The sequence below is a fragment of the Thalassococcus profundi genome (assembly GCF_003344785.1).
Taxonomy (GTDB): Bacteria; Pseudomonadota; Alphaproteobacteria; order Rhodobacterales; family Rhodobacteraceae; genus Puniceibacterium; species Puniceibacterium profundi.
Genome location: NZ_QPMK01000010.1, coordinates 1,345 through 19,949 on the forward strand (window position 1 = coordinate 1,345; position 18,605 = coordinate 19,949).

At 68.6% G+C, this 18,605-nt stretch carries 2 protein-coding genes (1 of these 2 running past the window's edge); both read right to left on the reverse strand.

Going from position 1 to position 18,605, the window contains the following annotated elements; genetic code table 11:
* Positions 1-321 (reverse strand): DUF3467 domain-containing protein, encoded by a 321-nt coding sequence (locus DU478_RS13340; RefSeq protein ID WP_114511468.1) that lies wholly within the window; start codon positions 319-321, stop codon positions 1-3.
* Positions 322-18,605: the 3' portion of a CARDB domain-containing protein gene (locus DU478_RS13345; RefSeq protein ID WP_114511469.1), read on the reverse strand. 16,984 nt of this gene lie beyond the right edge of the window; 18,284 of the gene's 35,268 nt are visible here — the last part of the coding sequence; its start codon lies off the right edge, out of view; its stop codon occupies positions 322-324.

The window sequence follows — 18,605 nt, forward strand, 5'->3', positions numbered from 1 at the left end:
TCAGTCCTTCAGCGGGCCGTGGCGCGCTTCGTAGGTTTCGATCAGCTCGTCGAGCACCTCGCGCAGCTTAGCGGCGGCATGGGGGCTCATGATCACGCGGTGCTGGATCTCGATCTCGAGGTCGCCATCGCTGCGGTCCCAGCTCTGGTTGAGGCCGAAGTTGATCACCACCTCCTCGCGCGTGCTGGTGGCGTTGCAGACGTTGCAATAGGAGCTTTTCATCTGCCGGGTGTCGAGCTTGACCCGCCGTTCCTGCTGCGGGGGCGTGGCCGGCTCTGCCAAGGGCGACGCGGCTTTCCTGCGTCCGTTCTTTTCGGTCATTCAGAAGTCCTGTCCCGATTCGGTCATGTCCGACAGCAGGATAGCACGGCGCGCGCCTTTCGATCCCGTACCGCCGCGTCGGTCGGCGGCACGGGCGGGCACGGCGGCGCTCAACAGGGCCAGCGCCGTGAAGGGCGACATGGACGGGCCGGTCTCCGGCGCGAACTGCAGAGCTGCACCATCGTTTTCGCGGGCGCCGGTTGCGGCGTCTTCCGGCGAGTCGAAGGCGTCCGCTTCGACCGGTTCGAAGCACATCCGGTGCTGCATCGGCAGATTGCCGGCGGCGGCGGCCTCGACCTCGATCCCCTTGGGCAGCGGCGTCATGCGGAAAATGTCGCCTTCCTCCGCGCCGTCCGGCAGCGCGCCGTCGACGCAGACCGGGCCGTCCTCCGCGGACGCGGTCTCGCCGGCCTCGGCGGGCGAGACGGCGGCGATGCCGCTCAGGCGCCAGAGCTGATCGGGGTCGGAGAGATCCGCGGGCAACCCGTCGAAGCAGAGCCCGGCGCGGGCCGCCTGTGTCAGGGTCGTCCGGTCGTCCGCGGCGCCCTCGGGCACGAGGCAGAGCGGCACGGGAGTGCTGTAATGCAGGTACAGAAGCCGGTCGCTGCGGCCGCTGTCCTCGATGGGCTGCGCGGCGTCTATCAGCGACCGCGCGCCAAGGCCGCCGATCACGGCGCTGCCACGGAAGGCGGCCTGACCGAAGCCTTCGGCACTCGCGCCGATCCGGCGCGCGCCGCCGCCCGCTTCACCGCCAACCGGCGGCGCGGGATCGGGCGGCAGGGGGCGCAGCAAGTTGGGGTCGATGAAGGACCAGGCATCGAGGCCGATCAGCGCAGTCCTCGGGATCTCGGCGAATCGCGCCAGATCCGACTGCGTCGTGACACCATCGCCGTCGGCATCGCCCCGGCGCGCCACCAGCGTCAGGCCGCGGGCCTCGGGCGCGGCGGTGGCGCTGGAAAAGGCCACCGAGCCGACCGCGGCAAGGCGGCCTGCCGAGACAATGTTTCCGTCCGCTGCGCCGAAGGGCTGTACCCCCTGCGCGACGCCGTTGATCTCGATCACCTGCACCCGCAGCGGCGTGCCCGAGCTGCCATAGGCGGCGTCGGCGTGCATTTGCCCCATAAGCCGGCCCAGTTCCAGCATGCCCGCGGCGGGCGGGGTGGCAAAGGCGATGCGATAGGTCGCCTGGCCCGGGAACAGGCCCGGATCGGTGCGCGTGACCGAGACGCCCGGCAGCGACGACAGCAGGCCTGTGACCGACATCATGTCGGCGTCCCAGCTCACCTGCACGCGCAGGCTGCGCAGCCCGCCGGACTGGTTCATGCCGATGGCAAGGCCGTCGCCGCGGTTCCCCAGCGCCTCGCCGGGGGTCTGCACCGCGTCCTGAAGCGCCAGCCGGACGGGCGCGTCCTGAATGGTAATCACACGCTCTTCGTAGCCCTGCGGGCCGGCCTCGAGCAGGTCCCAGCGGCTGCGCCATCCCAGGTCGTCCGAAACCAGCCGCAGCCGGTATTCGCCCGGCGGCAGGGCGTCGGCGCTGACCAGGAAGGTGAAGCCCTGCCCGTCCGCATCCGGCACCAGCGAGCCGCGCACCGGCTTGCCTTTTGCATCCAGCAGCATGACGTCCACGGGTTCGCCGGCACGCGACGCCAGCCGGTAGGGGTTCGGCAGGCCGGTATCCACCGGGACGTTGAAGCGCACGTTGACGCCCCAGTCGCCCGAGGTGACCTGCGTCACCCGCAGGCCCGGAGAGACGACCTCGACCAGTTTGCGGGTGATCGCTTCGGCCCCATCCTTGTCCGTCGCGCGCAGCGAGACCGAGAACTGGCCCAGCCGGTCGTAGCTGTGCGACGCCGTCGCCGTGCCCGGCGCCAGCTGCTCCTGCGTGCCGTCGCCCCAGTCAATGGAGAAGGGACCGACGGCGTCGCCACCGGGATCCAGCGCCGCAATGCTCACGACGAGCGGCGTTTCGACGACGTTGATGCCGGGCGCGTCCAGGGTCAGACGCGGGGCGGCGTTCTCGATACGCACGGTCAGCGTCTGTCGCGCGGTGCCGCCCTGCCCGTCCTCGGCGAGGATGCGGAAGATGCGGTCCACCGGGCCGTCCACGGCGGCGGTCCAGCGCAGCAAGCCGTCGCTGTCGATCGTGGCGCCGGGGGCACCGCTTTCGATGCTCCAGGTGATCGGGTCGCGTTCGGGGTCCACCGCGGTCAGTTGCAGGACCAGCCGGTCGCCTTCGCGCACCGTTGCGCTGCCCGTGGCGGCCAGCACCGGCGCGTCGTTCACCGGGGTCACGATCAGCGCGAGCTCCACCGGCAGGGCCCGCAGGTCGCCGTCGCTGGCGGTAAAGCGCAAGGAGTCGCGGCCCGAGAAATCCGGCCCCGGCGTATAGCGCCAGACGCCCGGTTCGACCGCGACGAGCGTACCCTGCTGCGGCTCGGCGGTGATCTCGTAGACCAGCGGATCGCCTTCGGCATCGGTGGCCAGCCCGCGCAGGTCGACCAGCGCCGAGGTATCCTCGTCGAGCGTCACCGATGCGCCGCTGGTCAGGACCGGCGCGGTGTTGACCGGCTCCACGGTCACGGGGCGCACGATCAGGTCCAGCGTCACCGGATCGGGACGGGAGGTGCCGTCGCTGGCGGTGAAGCGAAGCTGGTCATTGCCCGTGAAATCCGCATTCGGCGTGTAGCGCCAGACCCCCGGCTCGACCGCCACCAGCGTCCCCTGATCGGGCTGCACGGTGATCTCGAAATCCAGCGGGTCGCCTTCGGCATCCGACACCAGACCGCGCAGGTCGACCAGCGCCGAGGTGTTGGCGTCCAGGGTCACGGAGGCTTCGCCGGTGAGCACCGGCGCATCGTTGACCGGTTCCACCACGAGGGTCAGCCCGACCGGCTGCGGGCGGAACACGCCGTCGCTGGCGGTGAAGCGCAGCCCGTCCGTGCCCGAGAATTCCGCATCCGGCGTGTAGCGCCACACGCCCGGTTCGACCGCGACCAGCGTTCCGTGCAGCGGCGGCACCGCGATCTCGTAGGTCAGCGGCCCGCCTTCGGCATCGCTGACCAGCCCGCGCAGATCGACCAGGGTCGAGGTGTCTTCGGTCAGCGTCAGCGTCGTGCCATCGGTCAGCACCGGCGGCGTGTTGTTCAGGGTCGAGGGCACGTCGAACTTGAGCTCGGTGACCTGCACCGACGACAGCTGCTCTCCGAACCCGACGAGGTCGAGCGACAGCGCCAGCCGCGCAGGATCGCCGATCGCCGCAAGGTCGACGGTGATCAGCCGCGTCGCCCGCCCCGCATCGTCGATCGTCACCGGCCCGGCGGTGACACCTGGCGCAAGGCGCAGCCGCCCGTCGGGCTGCAGGTTCAGCGCCGCATCGGTGCCCGCCAGCCCGGCGATCCGGGTCAGGGCGGCGCCGTTGGCGTCCAGCAGCGCCATCTCGAAGGCGTCGGGCGGCGCGAAATCGGTCACCGGCAGCGTGGTACGCAGGGTAAAGCTCAGTGTGGATGCGTTGGCCGGAACCAGCAGGGCGCGGTAGGCCGAGGTGCGGCTGACGCCGGTTTCGACGAAGTTCAGTCCGTTGCCGTCGCTGGTCTGCACATCCCCGAGGATCTGCCAGCCGGTGTCGAGCAGCGGCCGGGCGCCGACCGGCGGCGCGAAGAGATAATCGCGGCCACCCTCGTCGTCATCGCCCAGCACATTCGCGGCCCGCGCGGTGCGCAGCATCTCGTAGATCGCGGACAGATCCGCGGCGCGGGTCGCTTCGGGGTTGTCCGAGGCGAAGGCGATCACCCCCTTCAGCGCGTCGGTCAGGGTGAAGTCGTTGCGTTCGCCCATCAGACCCGCGCCGGGCAGGGCCGCGCCGGTCTCGAAGTCGTAGAGATCGGGTAGGCCCAACGTGTGGGCGATCTCGTGCGCATAGGTCCAGGACAGCACCTCGGCCAGGGCCGCTGCGGCGTCGAAATCGTCGCCGCGCGATCCCGCGCGCAGCGTCTCGAACAGGGTCGGCACGTCGATGACCACCCGGTCGCCACGATGCGTGGTGTTGAAGAGCGCGTCGAGCCGGAATCGCTGCTGCGCTTCGGTCAGCAGGATGTCGACATCGTCGCCCAGCAGCTTCTGCAGCTCTGCCGACGGCGTCCCCTCGACACCGGAGCCGGCGAAATCGAAGCTGGCGAAACCGGGCCGCGTGCCGGCGGTGATCTCGGCCACTTCACGGATGATCTCTTCGAGCTGTTCTGCGCTGTCCTCCTCGACCTCTTCGACTTTTTCCAGCGTCATGGCGGCCGCTTCGTCGGCGCGGGCGGTGGTGTCCGCCAGTTCGGCCTTGAGCGCTTCGGCACCCGCCGTGTCGCCGGGTTCCAGCGCCGCGATCCGCTCCAGGATCCCGCGCATGTCTCCGAGCAGGCCCGAGAGCGCCTCGCCCTGCGCCGCCAGCTCTCCGAGATTGGTGGTCAGGATGCCGTCCAGCGCCGACAGCGCGCCGGCGGCCCCGGCACCAGCGGCATCCGCAGCATCGCGCACGCCCATGAGACGCTGTTCGTTTAGCGTGAGCTGCGCCTCTGACCGGCCCCAGGCCGCATCGACGGCGACGAACTTGCCCGAGAGGGTGCGCAGGCCGCGCGGGTCGGGCTCCCGTCCCGCGGCCAGCCGATCGAGCATGCCGGCGCCGCCGGTGTTGATGTCCCGGAAGATGTCGCCCAGGCCGGCCAACGGCGTTTTCGACTCGCCGAACAGCTCGGAAATCTTGCCGGAGACGGATTGAAGCGCAGTGGGCGCGCCGCCGTCGGCTTTGGGATAGAGGGCTTTCAGAATTGTGTTCAGGTTCACGCCCAGAGCGCCGCCAATACCGCCGCCACCGCCGCCGCCCGTGGTCTGTAGCGGTGTGCCGATCACTTCGGCGGTGTCCGAGAACCATGTGCGGCCCGCTTCGGCGTCGGTCTTTGTGGCGCCGAGCGCCTCGAGGAAATCCGCTGTCAGCAGGCCGCCCGTCCCATGTGCCTCTCCGCCCTGCAACTTGCCGAGAAGATCGCCCACCGCCACGGTCAGCTTGCCGGTGATCCCCTGGATTTCCGACAGGCCTTTGGAGAACGGGTTCGTCGCGTCGGGTGTGCCGCCGACGGCCTTTTCGATCAACTCGCCGATATTGCCGAGCAGATGCCCGCTCTTGCCCAGAAGACCGCCCAACAGACCCCCGGTGGGTGTCTTGTCACCACCCAGCGCCTTTTTTACCGCATTGGAGAACTCTGCCGTGATGATGCCGCCGCCGCCGGCGGTGTCGGTCAGCAGAAGGCTCTGGCCGACATTGCCCAAAAGACCCTGCACCTGGCTGAGAATGCCGCCGAGCCCCGACGGATCGCCTGCGGCCATCTTGGCTTGATCGGTCAGGGTTTTGCTCGCATTCCCCAGCGATGAGGTCAATGGCGACAACAGATCGCCGATGTTATTGAAGATCTCCCCAAGCGATTGCGGGCTGGCGGATGCGCCGTCTTCGCCAAGACCGGCATCGTTCAGCACACCGCCGATTTCCTTGTCAAACGTGCCTTCGGGAAGATCGGCAAAGAGCTTCAGGATCTGACCCGACCCGGTGAAGAGGTTAGGAACCTTCTTGACCTCCTCCACTTGTCCGCGGCTTTCCTCGATTGCTTTCAGCGCCGCCGACGAAAAGGACGACGCGCCCTTTTCATCGAGAGATTTTTTCGCGAACCCCGACAACGTCGCATGAGTTGCCTCGAACGCGGACAGATCCTGTTCCAGCAGACCCGCCCTGCCTTGCAGGATGTCGCCCGCAGTGAACGCACGCGCGCTCAACACGTCGAGCGCCCCGGACGCCTTGGTCGTCACCCCGTATACGTCGATCAGATGCTCCGTGAGCGATTCGAGCTGCGCCGCGTTTTGTTCTGCGACACTCATTGTACTCATGGTGGCCGCCTGCGCGCTGTCGAAGGCAGTTCGGTTTTCGCCGTTCAGGAGGTCGCCGAAGATGGCGGTGAGGCCGCCCACGCTCGCGAACACGTCGCCGAGTTTCGTGTGCAACTGCTCTAACGAACCGCTTTGTTCACCGAGGAGTCCGGTCAAACCGTTATAAGCGTCGTCACCGGCCTGCGTGCCCGCAAACTGCTTGGCGATCCCCGAAAGCGCGCCGCCGATCCCGCTACTCGGGGGGCGAGAGAGCGCGTTGGAGATATCGACGACGAGACTGAGCGGCAGGCCACTGATTGTTCCCGCTCCGCCAACTCGCGCATTTGGCCCGAAACCGGTGTTACTGAACCCCTGCGATACCCTATTTCCGGCTTCGCGCACGTCGCTCGAGGCCTTCATGAATCGGTTTGTGGCCTGAATCTGCGCGGGCGTTTGCGCGATTTCAGACAATCGCGCCATCAGACCGACATGCGCATCCAGCATGTCGGTCAGGGTGAACTCATGCTGGACGGCGCCATCGTTCATCATTCTGAAACCCTGCGCCGCGGGTTCAGCGATCCTAGAGAACGCGGTCACATCTCCATCGAGCGCACCCAAGATGGCACCGAGTCTCTCGCCCTCGCGCACTGCGTCCTCGCGCAGCGACGTGGCGGTCGTTGTGGCACTCGCGCTGGAGGTCTCGAATTCGGTCAGAAGCGCCTCGATCTGCGCGCGGTCGTCCGGATCGGCGGTGAAGATGCCCGCAAGCAGGTCGGCGGCCTCGTCGAAGTCCTTTTTCGGCTCGTCCACGCGCGCGGCGGCTTCGTCGAGCGCCTCGTCCAACGACTCCTGGCTGTCCTCGGCGGCCTCTTCGGCTTCTGGCGGCTCGACCGGCAGGCTGCTGCCCTCGCCCTCCTGCGTGAACACGTACGTGAGCCCGCCCTCGGCGTCGCGGGTGATCGTGAAGGCGCCCTCGCCCGCGGCGCCGAGCAGGGTCGTCACCTGCGCCTCGACCGCTTTGACAAGGTCGTCCCAGCCCGCCTCGGTCAGGTCGGCAAAGAGCGCGGCAAAGCTGTCCTCCTCGGCGATCTCGTCCTCGGCTTCCTGCTCCAGCAGCGTGGTAATGCGGGTGCGCAGCGCCTCCCGCAGGGCCTCGGCGTCGAGGTTGACCTCCTGCTTGGCGGTGCCGCGGCCCGACAGCGTCCAGTCGCCCAGCGGATTGCCCTGGAAGCTGAGCCGCAGCACGCCCTCGGCATCGAGGATCGGTTGCTGGCCGTCGACCGCCGTCACACGCGTCGGCGCAAAGCCGACGGTGATCGGCTGACCCTCGGCGCCCGTGACGCGGAACCAGCCCTCGCGGGTGGTGCTGACCAGCCCGGCGGCGATCGCCGCGGAGTCGGCAAAGACGCCGCGCACCGGGATGACGATTTCGCGCTGCATGCCGGATTGCGTGTCGCCGAAGCCCAGGTCGAGGTCGTTGGCCGTCACGTCGCCGCCGTCCAGCATGTAGAAGAAATTCGCGGTCTTGCTGAAGGGCCGCGCCGCGCCGCCGGAGCTTTGTTCGTAGTCGATCGTCGCCTGCGCCGTCAGGAGCGCCACGCCGTCGGGGCCCAGCAGATCGTCGAGCATGTCGGCCCGTGCTTCGGCCGACAGCGCCAGCCGCGCCTGTCCGCCCGCCGCGACCTTGACTTCGAGCACCGTGGTGCGGCCCTGGATGCGCGTGTCGATCAGCCCGCTCACCGGATCAAAATCCAGATCGGCGCCCGCCGGGCCGGTCCAGGTGCCTTCGACAGGGCTCAATTGCACGAAATCCGTGGCCGGGATCGTGACCTTGACCGTCACCTCCTGATCGCCGCGGTTCTGGATCAGGATCTCGTGCCGGTCGGTGCCGGTGCCCGAGGTTTCCGAGGTGATGAGCGCGCCGCGGCCGTCGCTGTTTTCGACCCCCTGGCCTTCGTCGTCGAAGAAGATGTTCAGATCGCCGCTGTCGTTGTCGGTATCGGTCAGCACCACGGCGCCGTCGAAGCTGATGTTGTCCAGTACGGCGCTATAGGTTTCCGGCAGGTCGGGCTGCAGGTCGTTCGTGGTGTTGTGGATCACCAGACGCCCGACCTCACCGCGGATCTCGGCGGGCACGCGGAACATGACGCGCTGCGGCCCGGGATCGGCGGCACCGTTGCCAACGATGCTGTCGCCCGGAGTGTCCGCCGGCAATTCGGTCAGAACGCCATTGATGTCCGCATAGACCTTGAGCGACGCACCGCCGGTCCGGAAATTGCCGGTCCCGGCTTCGAGCAGGCTGCCCGGCACGAAATCCCATCGCACGTCGATGCCCAGCAGGTCCTTGTCGCCGGGGAATTTCATCGTGTTGTGTATCAGGCTCCGGCCCGGCTGCAGGTCGAAGGCCCATTCGATCAGGTTTTCCTGGATGAACTTCAGCATCAGCGGGATGCGCTTGATCAATTCGTCCTTGACGAACCCGCCGACGACCGACCCGGTGCCCGGCGCCAGTTCCTTGACCTTGCCGTTCTCGTCCGCCAGCCACCGCTTGAGAATCTCTGCGCTTTCGCGCTGTTCCAGCGTGTTGCCGAGGTAATTGACGCCGTCCTTTGTCACCAGGAACGCCGCGCGGTTCTGGACCGATGCCAGCCAGATATCGCGGAACAGCTTCACCATGCCGCCGTCGAAGACGTAGTCGAACACCTTTTCACCGGACTTCGTGACGAAGTCGCTGAGTTTGCCGGGGATTTCCGAGATCTTGCCCTTGGCGATGGTGTCGAACAGCGCCTTGCCCTCGTTGAAGGCGAGCGTCTCGTTGATCAGGAAATTCAGCCCCTGGGCCAGCTGGGTGACGACCGCGACACCGGTATCCGTGCCGCCGATGCCGCCATCTGAGATCGTCACCAGCCGCGGATCCGTCTTGGGCAGAAGCGTCTTGATCTTGCGTTCGAGCAACGCGGCCGTCACCACCGGTTTGAGCGAGTTGAGCCCGGCAAAGGGGATGCCCTGGAACATCGTGGCCGCATCGACGAATTCGGGTCCGGGCGTTCTGTCGCCGGTGCCGCCGATGCCGCCGCCGTGGAAGGACCAGCCGGGGATTTCATAAGCCGAGCGGAACAGCACCGGCACCCGGCCGTAGAACGGCCGGATCGTGCTTTCGAAGTCGCCGTTGAACACGTCCTCGATGATGTCGCGCTGGCCCGCCTGCTGGGCGTTCTGGACCTTGGCCGGATCGTTCTGATCGCGCGGGCTTTTCGAGATGCGGTCGCGCAGGCCCGACCCGCCGCCCAGCGACGAATAGAACCAGCCGGTGCCGACGCCCTCCCAGGCGGCGTCGGAGATCGCGGCGGCCTCGTTGGTGCGCCGTCCGCCGCCTTCGAATTCGCGCGCGATGTACCAGGACTTGAGGTTCTTGTCGAAGCCTTCGCCCTTGGCGTCGATGATGTTCTGCGGTGTCGGCGCCTTGGGGTCGTTGTAGTAGCGGGCAAGCTTGCCGAAGGTCCACTTGTCGTTCGCCGGCGGGAAGGCGGTCTTGGTCTCGACGAACCGGTCGGAGAGCTGCCGCCAGATGTTGTCGGGCGTGTCGCCGGCACCGCGGTAGACGTTGGTCTGCAGGTTCGCGGTGCCGGTGTACCAGCCTACCGCGCGTGCATTGACCGTCCCTACCCCGGTGCCCAGCTGGGTCACGTTGAAGACGCCAAAGGACACGTCCGGCACGTTGTCGTCTTCGAAGAACCCCGGCAGGCCGGTGAGATTGAAGTTCACATCCGCGTCGGTCAGGAAATTGCCGCGCCACGAGAACGAGAACGGGCGCTTGCTGTCCACGACCTGCTGGAAATAGTTGTCTGCAAAGCCGACGCCCTTCCAGTTGACGGGCTTGGGATCCTTGAAATCGGTGAAATCGAGCGTCGAGAACCCGAGGAAGGACGTGACCTTCTGCGCCTTGCCGAGCTTGTCGGCGAAATCGCTGGCCGCCTTGGCATAGCGGAAGGCTGCCACGGTCTGCGGCAGGGTGATCGGCGCGCTTGTCCCGAGGGACGTGACAGAGGCAGCCCCGTTAACCACACCGTAAGTGAAGAAGCCGACCGCCACGAGTTTCGACATGCTTTCGATCGCGCCGAGGAAGTCGTTTATCGGCACTTTCATCTGCGGCTGCGGGTCGGCGTTGGGGTCGATGGTGGTGACGTGGATCTCGCCCAGCTTCTCCTCGCCTTCATTGACCAGAAGGCGTTGCAGGACCTCGGAGTTCACCACCGCGCCGCGATCCGCGCCGATGAAATGCAGCGGCGAGGCCAGAAGTCCGCTCAGGTGCTTGTTGTCGAGCCTGACCAGCTCGGCATAGAGCGCATCCGCCGCCGCTTCGGCAAAGCCGGTGTCGTTGACGCTGCTGGCATCGGTCCAGTCCATCACGATGGTGACGGTGGGATCGGTCGCAGGGTCGCCGCGCAGCACCGCGAAATCTCCCAGGGTGCCGTTGCCGGGCGAATAGAGCAGCAGCGCGCCCCTGGTCTGCTGCGCGATGTTGCGCGCCAGGTCGAACATGCTGGTCTCGTCCGCCTCGGGGCCTAAGTACGGCACCGAGAAACCATGCGTGACCACGGTGACGCCGGCATAGACCTGGCCATCGACCGGCAGCGGCGGGTCGATGACCAGGCTCGCGCTCTGCTTGTCGGTCTCATGGTGGTTGGTCGAGGCCTGAAGCACGGTCTCGACGCCCCAGAAATACTGCTGCCCGGCGGTCAGCACGGTGTCGCCCGGCAGGGTGACGGACATGATGCCGTTCTCGATCCGCTCCTCGATCTCGGCCCTGCTGAACGTGCGGGTGTAGATGCGGTTCCGGTTGCCGTCCACATCCGGCAGGTCAGGCGCCAGGATCGAGCTTTCGATGTATCCCAGCGCCTTCAGCGCATCCTTGTGATCCTGCGGCGTGTCGGTTTCGAACAGGCCGTTGCGCGCCCCGGCGACGGCGACGGTAAAGACGACCTCGGAAATCTGGTCGAGCTTGTCGAGCTTGAAATGGAAGGTCGGCTGCGGGTTGACGGCCCCGTTATAGCGCGGCAGCCGGATCGACCCGGTGCCGGCGGTGACGTCGAGCGGCCCGTCGAAGCCCGTGGGGGCCAGGTCGATGACCGACCGTTTTTCGGCGACGCCGTTGGCGAAACCGCCGGTGACGATCGGCGCATAGGAGGACAGGAATCCGGGATAGGAGCCAAGGATGTCCTCTCCGAACGGGCCGAACCCGCCGATGCGGAAGAACCCGTGGGCGCCGCGCGCGTCGATCTCGCGGTTGAAGTCGTCGCGGAGGCCGCCGCCATAGAGCGCCTCGCCGCTCTGGTTCATGTCGTCGATCGGGTGATCGTAGAAGGCCGCGTCGCCGTCGGCCGTATCGAACAGGTTTTCGATCGCATCGACGTCATAGGCAAAGAGCAGCCCCAGCCGGCCGCCCGACATGATCAGGTACTTGCCATCCGGCGACAGGCCGATGTCGGTGCCCCAGCTTTTCGGAATGCCGCGGGTGGCGGCGACGATGCGGGCCTCGGCCTCGGTGCCCTGCTCGCCCGACACCGGGGACAGCAGGTTCTTGAGGATGGCGACGTTTGTCCCGGCCTGGTTGTTGCGGTAGCGCTCCACACTGCTGTTGTCGGTGAGGTTCGGGTTGCGGCTCGGGAACCGGACGTCGAAGCGGCGTTGCCCGATGACGAAGGCCGTCCTGCCGTCCTGCGAAAACACGATGTCGGTCGGATCGGCCACGTTGAACGGGTCGCGCTCGCCGTCGAAGTCGTCTTCCGCCGGGAACAGGAAGGGCACGGTCTTGTCCAGCCGCCAGCTGCCCGTCGCGTCGCGGGCCAGCACGACGATGCTGCCGGTGTAGTTGCCGGTGCCCAGCTGCGCACCGCTGTCCAGGATGACGGCCTTGGTCTGGTTGTCCTCGGTGGCGATGCGGGTCTGCACGCTGACCGGCCGCCGCAGCGATGTGTTGCCGCCGATGCTGCCCCCGGCGGTGAAGACCGGCTTGACCTCCCGTTCGGGGTCCGTGAAGACCGCAAGGTCGTAGACCGCCACCCGGCCCGTCACGTCGTTCCGGCCGGACGCGTTGCGGACCTGGGTCACCACGATCTGTTTGAAATCAGGGGTGAACGTCGCGCTGGTGATCCCCCACGGCACTTCGAGGGCGCGCGAGGCGACCCATTTGTGATAGGTGGACGGATCGTTCGGGTCGATGCCGATGACGTAGATCGTCCCGGTCACCGTATCGGTGGCATAGAGGAACTTGTCGGCCCGGTCGATGAACACCTCGCCGATACGTGCGCCTTCGATCTCGATGTAGTTGATGTTGGGGTCTTCGATCTTTTCGCCCGGCTGTCCGCCGGGTTTGTCGATCAGCTTGGGCACGTCGATCTGACGGTAGAGGACCGTGTCCACGACGGCGATGCCGCCCACGCCGGACAGCGACACATAGGCGCGGCTGCCATCGCTGGACAGCACGACCTTGTCGGGCCAGGTGCTTTGCGCGCCCTCGACCGGCGCGCCATCCGCATCCAGCGTGCCGATGGGGATGCGCGCGACCAGCGTCGGGCGGTTGCGATCGGGGATCGGATCGGGCTGATCCAGGACCTCTTCGCGCAGCACGACAAGCTGGTCGAAGCGCCGTCCGTTGGGATCGATCTCTGCCCCTTCGGGCTGCTCGATGCCCTGGGCGACGGCGACGAAGGTGTCGGTGCTGCGCCCGCGCAGGATCACCGCGTCCGAGAACCTCCAGTCGACGTCGTTATAGCCGCCCCCGACGGCCGAGCCGGTCGCATGTTTGGTCGGGCTGGGCGCCGCGGCGAAGGACTGGAACTTGGTATCGGGGCGCACGACGCGCACGTCGCGCACCGCCACGTCGCGCGGCACCCGCACGGTGAGGATATCCTCGCCGCCCTCGGTCCGCTGCTCGGCCCGCACCGCGATGCCGGTCTGCACGGAGGCGCGCAGCACCGTATCCGCCGCCGCGTTGCCGGCCTCGAGCATCTTGGCGCGCAGCTCGTCCTCGTCGAAGTCGCCGAACACCACCCAGCTGGGCAGCGGATCGGCCCCGTCCGTGGGCGCCGCCAGCCGCAGGCCCCGCACCTCGAGCCGCGGATCGAACGCCCCCGATCCCTCGCCGCCGACCAGGATGGCATTGGTGGATGTGATCACCGGCTGCGTTCCCGCAATCGCAGCCGCGGCGGCGCTGCCGATCATCTTGACCACGAAATCGCCGATATCCGACGCCAGCTCGATCACCTTGTCGGCGATGAACTTGAGGTTGTCGGCGTTGAAGACGGTGGTGACCAGGTTGGAGACGCTGCGCGGCAGGCTGACCAGCATGTTGCCGCCGGCGTTGATCGCTCCCATGATCGTGCCGCCCAGCGGACCCGGCACCAGCGCCGTCGCCTGCACCGCGTCGCCCGCCGACTTGGCCGAGACCTGAACGCCGAAGCCAGTGGTCTGGACGTTGTCGTCGAGGCCCGCGACCATAAATTCTCCGGCCGCGCGGAACCCGTCCCAGGGCGGCGAGGTGGTGCGCGCGATGCCGCCGGCGCCGACGACGCCGGTTTCGACCTCCTGATACCCTTTGACCAGGCCCGTTTCCGTCACGAAGTCCGTCACCCGGTAGAAGGCGACGCGCGTCCCTTCGGAAAGGCCGGTGGGAATTGCCAGCTGCGCGGGGATCCGCATCGGCGCGTCGCCGGTATCGAGCCGGAATGCCGCCCCGAAGGTATAGCCCGCCTCTTCCGACGGCGGCGGCACGGCCAGGTCGTCGGCGCCGATCGTCTCGATCGTGACCTCGACATCGCGCGGCAGCGCGTCTTCGGCAATCGCGACCTGGTAACCCTCGGCGTTCTGCACGACGCCGCCTGCGGGGCCCACCGGCACCGCGTCGCCCACGACCGGCGCACGCACCTGCACCGGCACCAGCAGCTCGGTCGCGCGGTAGATCACCTGCACCACCGTCTCGCCCACGGCCTTGCCGATGATGCGCCCGTCCGGAGTGACCTCGACGATGTCGCCGTTGAGCACGTATTTGAGGACTTCGGACCCGCGCGTCGCGATCACGTTTTCCTCGAAGGCGTCGAAGAGCAGCAGCTGCCGGTCCGCCCCCGGCGTCACGACGACCGCGTCCGGGTAGACGTCGGCGCCGTAGGTCACCAGCGCCTGGTCGTAGTCCGACAGCTTGCCGACCCGCACCACCGTCGCCGCCGTCACCGCGCCCCGTGCGGCGGTGAGCAGGCTGAACCCGTCGCCGCGTCCCTCGAGCTGTGCACCGCGCAGACCCGCGACCGCCGGATCGGCGAAATCGACGGTCACATAACCTTCGGGCAGCGCCGCGGTCCCGCCGTCGGCAAAGGTGCCGGTGATGTCGAAGTCGACCCGCTGCCCGTCGGCGAGGTACGGCGCGCGGGTCGAGAAATCGATCGATTCGAGCGCCGCGCCGCTGATGTCGATGGCCAGCGCCGTGCGCGCCGACTGCCGGTAGCCGTCGCTGGCGCGGACGATGACACGGCCCGGTGCGGTGCGCCCGGCCTCCGGAGTAAAGCGGATCGACCGTCCGTCGGCGGTCAGCGTCGCGGTGCCGCCGACCGCGCCCACGAGGTCGAAGAAGACCGGATCGCCTTCGCCGTCGCGGGCCATCGGCGCCAGCGGAATGACGATGGCAAGGTCGGTGTAGGTCTTCTGCCGCACCGGCGCGATCTCGGGCGCCTGGTTGGCCAGCAGGCCGAAGTTCTGCAGGAGCAGCGCCCGGTCGGCGGCATCCGCGTCGCCGTCGCCGTCGATATCGCGTGCGGCGGCATCCTGCGCGGCAAGGTCGGCGCCGTTCACCGTGCCGTCGCCATCGAGGTCACCGACCGCCGACACAGCGATCCTGTGGGTGGCCGCCGCGCCCGCCGTGACTTCGACGGCGAAGAGGCCGGCGGTCTCGACGGCGAAAATCGCCGTGGTCACACCTCCGGCGCGCTGCGTGCTCAGGGCCGACATGCCGCTCAGCGTGAGGCCCGCGGGCGCCGGCCCCTCGACCGTCACGGCGATCAGGACCCGCCCGCCCGCCGAGGCAAGCTCGGAGGCGCGCACCGCCACGGTCGCGGTCTCCGTCGCGCCGTTCGCAAGCGTGACCTCGTGCGGCGCGGCTTCGGCCAGCACGCCGAAATCGTGGCGCGCGGACGCCCGGGTAACGCTGCCGTCGGCGGCATAGACATAGCGCGCGCCGCCCGCCCCGCTGGCGACGAGCAGCCGTCCGGCGCCTGTCGCCTCGTAGGCATAGGTCATGCGGCTGCCCGCGCCGCCGGCAAAGCTCAGCCGCCCGGTGTCGTCGTAAAGGTAGATGCGCCGCGATCCGTCCGGCAGCGACAGACCGGCGATCCCGCCCATCGGGTTCGTGACCACCTGCACCGTACTGCCGTCGGGGGCGATGATGCCGCTGTCGGCGACGATCAGGCGCACGCCGTCGCGTTCGATCCCGGTGACGGAGCCCTGCCCGTCGGTGTGCCATTCGGTGCCGTCGGGCACGGTCAGCGTGAAGATGTCGCCGCCGCGTCCGAAGGGCGTGTAGGGCAGACCGGTCAGCACTGAATAAAGCCCGCCCTCGGCCTCGGCCAGCAACGGCGCGTGCAGGTCCAGCATGTAGCCTGCGACGCTGCTGTCGAAGCGCGCGACGGCGCGGTCGAGCCCGGCGATGCGCTGCGTGTCGATGCGCGCGGTAAAGACGACGCGGGTGCCGTCCGGCGCGGTCAGGTGGACCCGGTCGCCGTCGCGCAGCGCCCGGCCCGGATCGGCGGCGGGACCGGCATCGAGCGCGAGATCGGTCCAGCCGGCGCGCCAGCCGCGGCCGAAATCGCCCATGCGCCCGGCTTCGCGGGCGTCGTAGCTGCGGGTGAGGTCCAGGGTGATGCCGCCCAGGCTGACCTGCGCGTCGACCTCGGTGCGGCGCAGCGGCGTGGTGGCCGGATCCGGCAGCACCTCGACCCGGCGTTCCAGAACCGAGGAGAGGCCGGCCACGTCCTCGGCCTCGATCCGCAGCGTGTAGAAGCCCGACGGCACCACCGCTCCGCCCAGCGAGCCCACCGTGCCGCCCGGTGCGACCGGCGCCGTGCCGCGGCCAAGCTCGGTCACCGCGCCGTCGCCGGCGATCAGCAACGTCCGCCAAGAGGCCAGGCTGGCATCCGCGATGCCCCCGGTCACGGTCCCCGGCGCCAGCACCGCGCCGTCGGCCAGGCCCAGCGACAGGACCGGCGCCGACCGGTCGGCGGCGTCGCGCACGGCGATCACCCGCTCGGTCCGCCCCACGCGCCCGTCGATATCGGTGACCTGGAGCACGGCGGTGACCCGGCCCGGCGCATCGGGGGTGAACCGCGCGCGGTTGAGCGCGTCGAGCGACACCTCCTTGCCGTCGATCAGCAGCCGGTAGCCGGTCACCGGCACAAAGCCCGACCCCGCGACCGACAGGGTCACCAGCTGCCCCGGTTCCGCCGGGAAGCGCGGGGTCACGTCGATCACCGCGATGGGCGGCACCGCCTCGCGGGTGACGCGCAACACCATGGTGCGCGCCTCTGTGTCGGTGCCGTCGAACGCCGTCACCCGCAGCACGCGGTCGCCCAGATCGCCCGGCTCCGGGGTGAAACGCAGCACGCCCGTCGCCGGATCGAAGCTTGCGGTGTCGGGCAGGTTCTCGACGCCGAGGACCACCGTGTCGTCGGCATCGGGATCGTCGGCGGACAGCGTGATCTCGAGCGTTTCGCCCAGCACCACGGCGCGGTTCTGCAAAAGCAGCTCCGGCGCGCGGTTGCGGTTGAGCACGGTCAGGTCGATCTCCTGCTCGGTCTCGGCCCCGGCCACGTCGCGGGCGAGCACGCGGATCGTGTAGGTCCCCGCCTGGGCGAAACCGGGCGTCCAGCGGAATTCGCCGCTCACCGGGTCCAGCATGGCGCCGGGCGGCAGCGCCTCGACCGGCTCGAAGACGACGCCGTCGCCGTCCACGTCCCCGGCCAGCAGGCGGAATCCGAATTCCGCGCCCTCGCGACCGGTCTGCGGCGGGGTCTGCACGAAGACCGGCGCGCGGTTGGTGTTGGTCACCGTCAGGGTAATCGTCTCTTCGGCGCTGGTGTGGCCGTCGCTGACGCGGATGGTGATGTCTTCGTAGACGCCCGCCTGGAAACTGTGCGGCGTGAAGCTGACCACGCCGGTCATCGGGTCGATGCGCGCGCCCTGCGGCAGGCCAGAGGCACTCCAGGTCAGCGGGTCGCCTTCGGGATCGGCCGCCGAGGGGGCGAGGTCGAGCGCGGCCAGTTCGGCCACGGTGACGTCGCCGATCGGTTGCAGGATCGGCCCGCCATTGGCGGCGCGCACCGTCACCGGCAGCACCAGCGTGTCGCTTTGCGCCGCCGAGGGATCGCCGGCGCCGGTGTCGGTCACGGAGAGCGTCAGCGTATGCGGTCCGATATCACCCGCGACCGGTGTCCAGCGCAGCACCGCGCGGCCGTATTGCGAGCCGGGCGCGATCACCGCTCCCGTGGGCAGACCGTCGATGGAAAAGGTCAGCGGATCGCGGTCGGCGTCGGTGGCCGTGAATTCATAGGCCAGCTCCTGCCCCGGCACGGCGACAAGGCCCGCGACCGGCGACAGGGCCGGGCCGAGGTTGGTCGCTTCGACAGACAGGATGAAGCTGCCCGCATCGCCTTGCGCAGCGGCGGCGCTGCCGTTGCCGTCATCCTCGACCTCGATGTCGATGCGCCAGTCGCCGCGGTCGATCTCTGCGGGCGACAGCCGCAGTACAGGGTCGCCGTCCTCGTCGAAGACCAGCGCGCCGAAGGGCGACGAGCCGTCGAGCGGGATCGGCGTCGGGTCGATGTCGATCTGGTCGGCACCCGCGGCGCGCGTGGCGGTCGCGGTAAAGCGCAGCGCGTTGCCGTCCGGGTCGACCGAGCTCAGCGGGATCTCGAGCGTCTCGCCGCCGGCGACGCTGCGGTTGGGCAGGTCGGGCAGTTCGGGCGGACGGTTGAGATCGTCCACGGTGATCGTGATGTCGATACTGCGGGTGGCCGCGATGCCGGTGTCGTCGCCGTCGTCGGTGACGGTCAGCCGCATCACGTAGGTGCCCGCATCGGCAAAGTCGGTGGCCCAGAGGAACACGCCCGTCTCGGCATCGTATTCGGCGCCCTCGGGCAGGCCCGAGAGCATGTAGCCGACCGATGGCCGCTGAGAGACTTCGTAAAACAGCAGGTCGCCGTTCTCGTCGCGCTCCGGTGGGACGAAATCGGGATTGTCCGGATCGAAGGCGTCGGTGCGGAACCGCAGCACCTGTCCTTCGGTCACGCGCCAGTCTTCGAGCCCGCCCAGCACCGGCGCACCGTTGGCATTGGCCACGT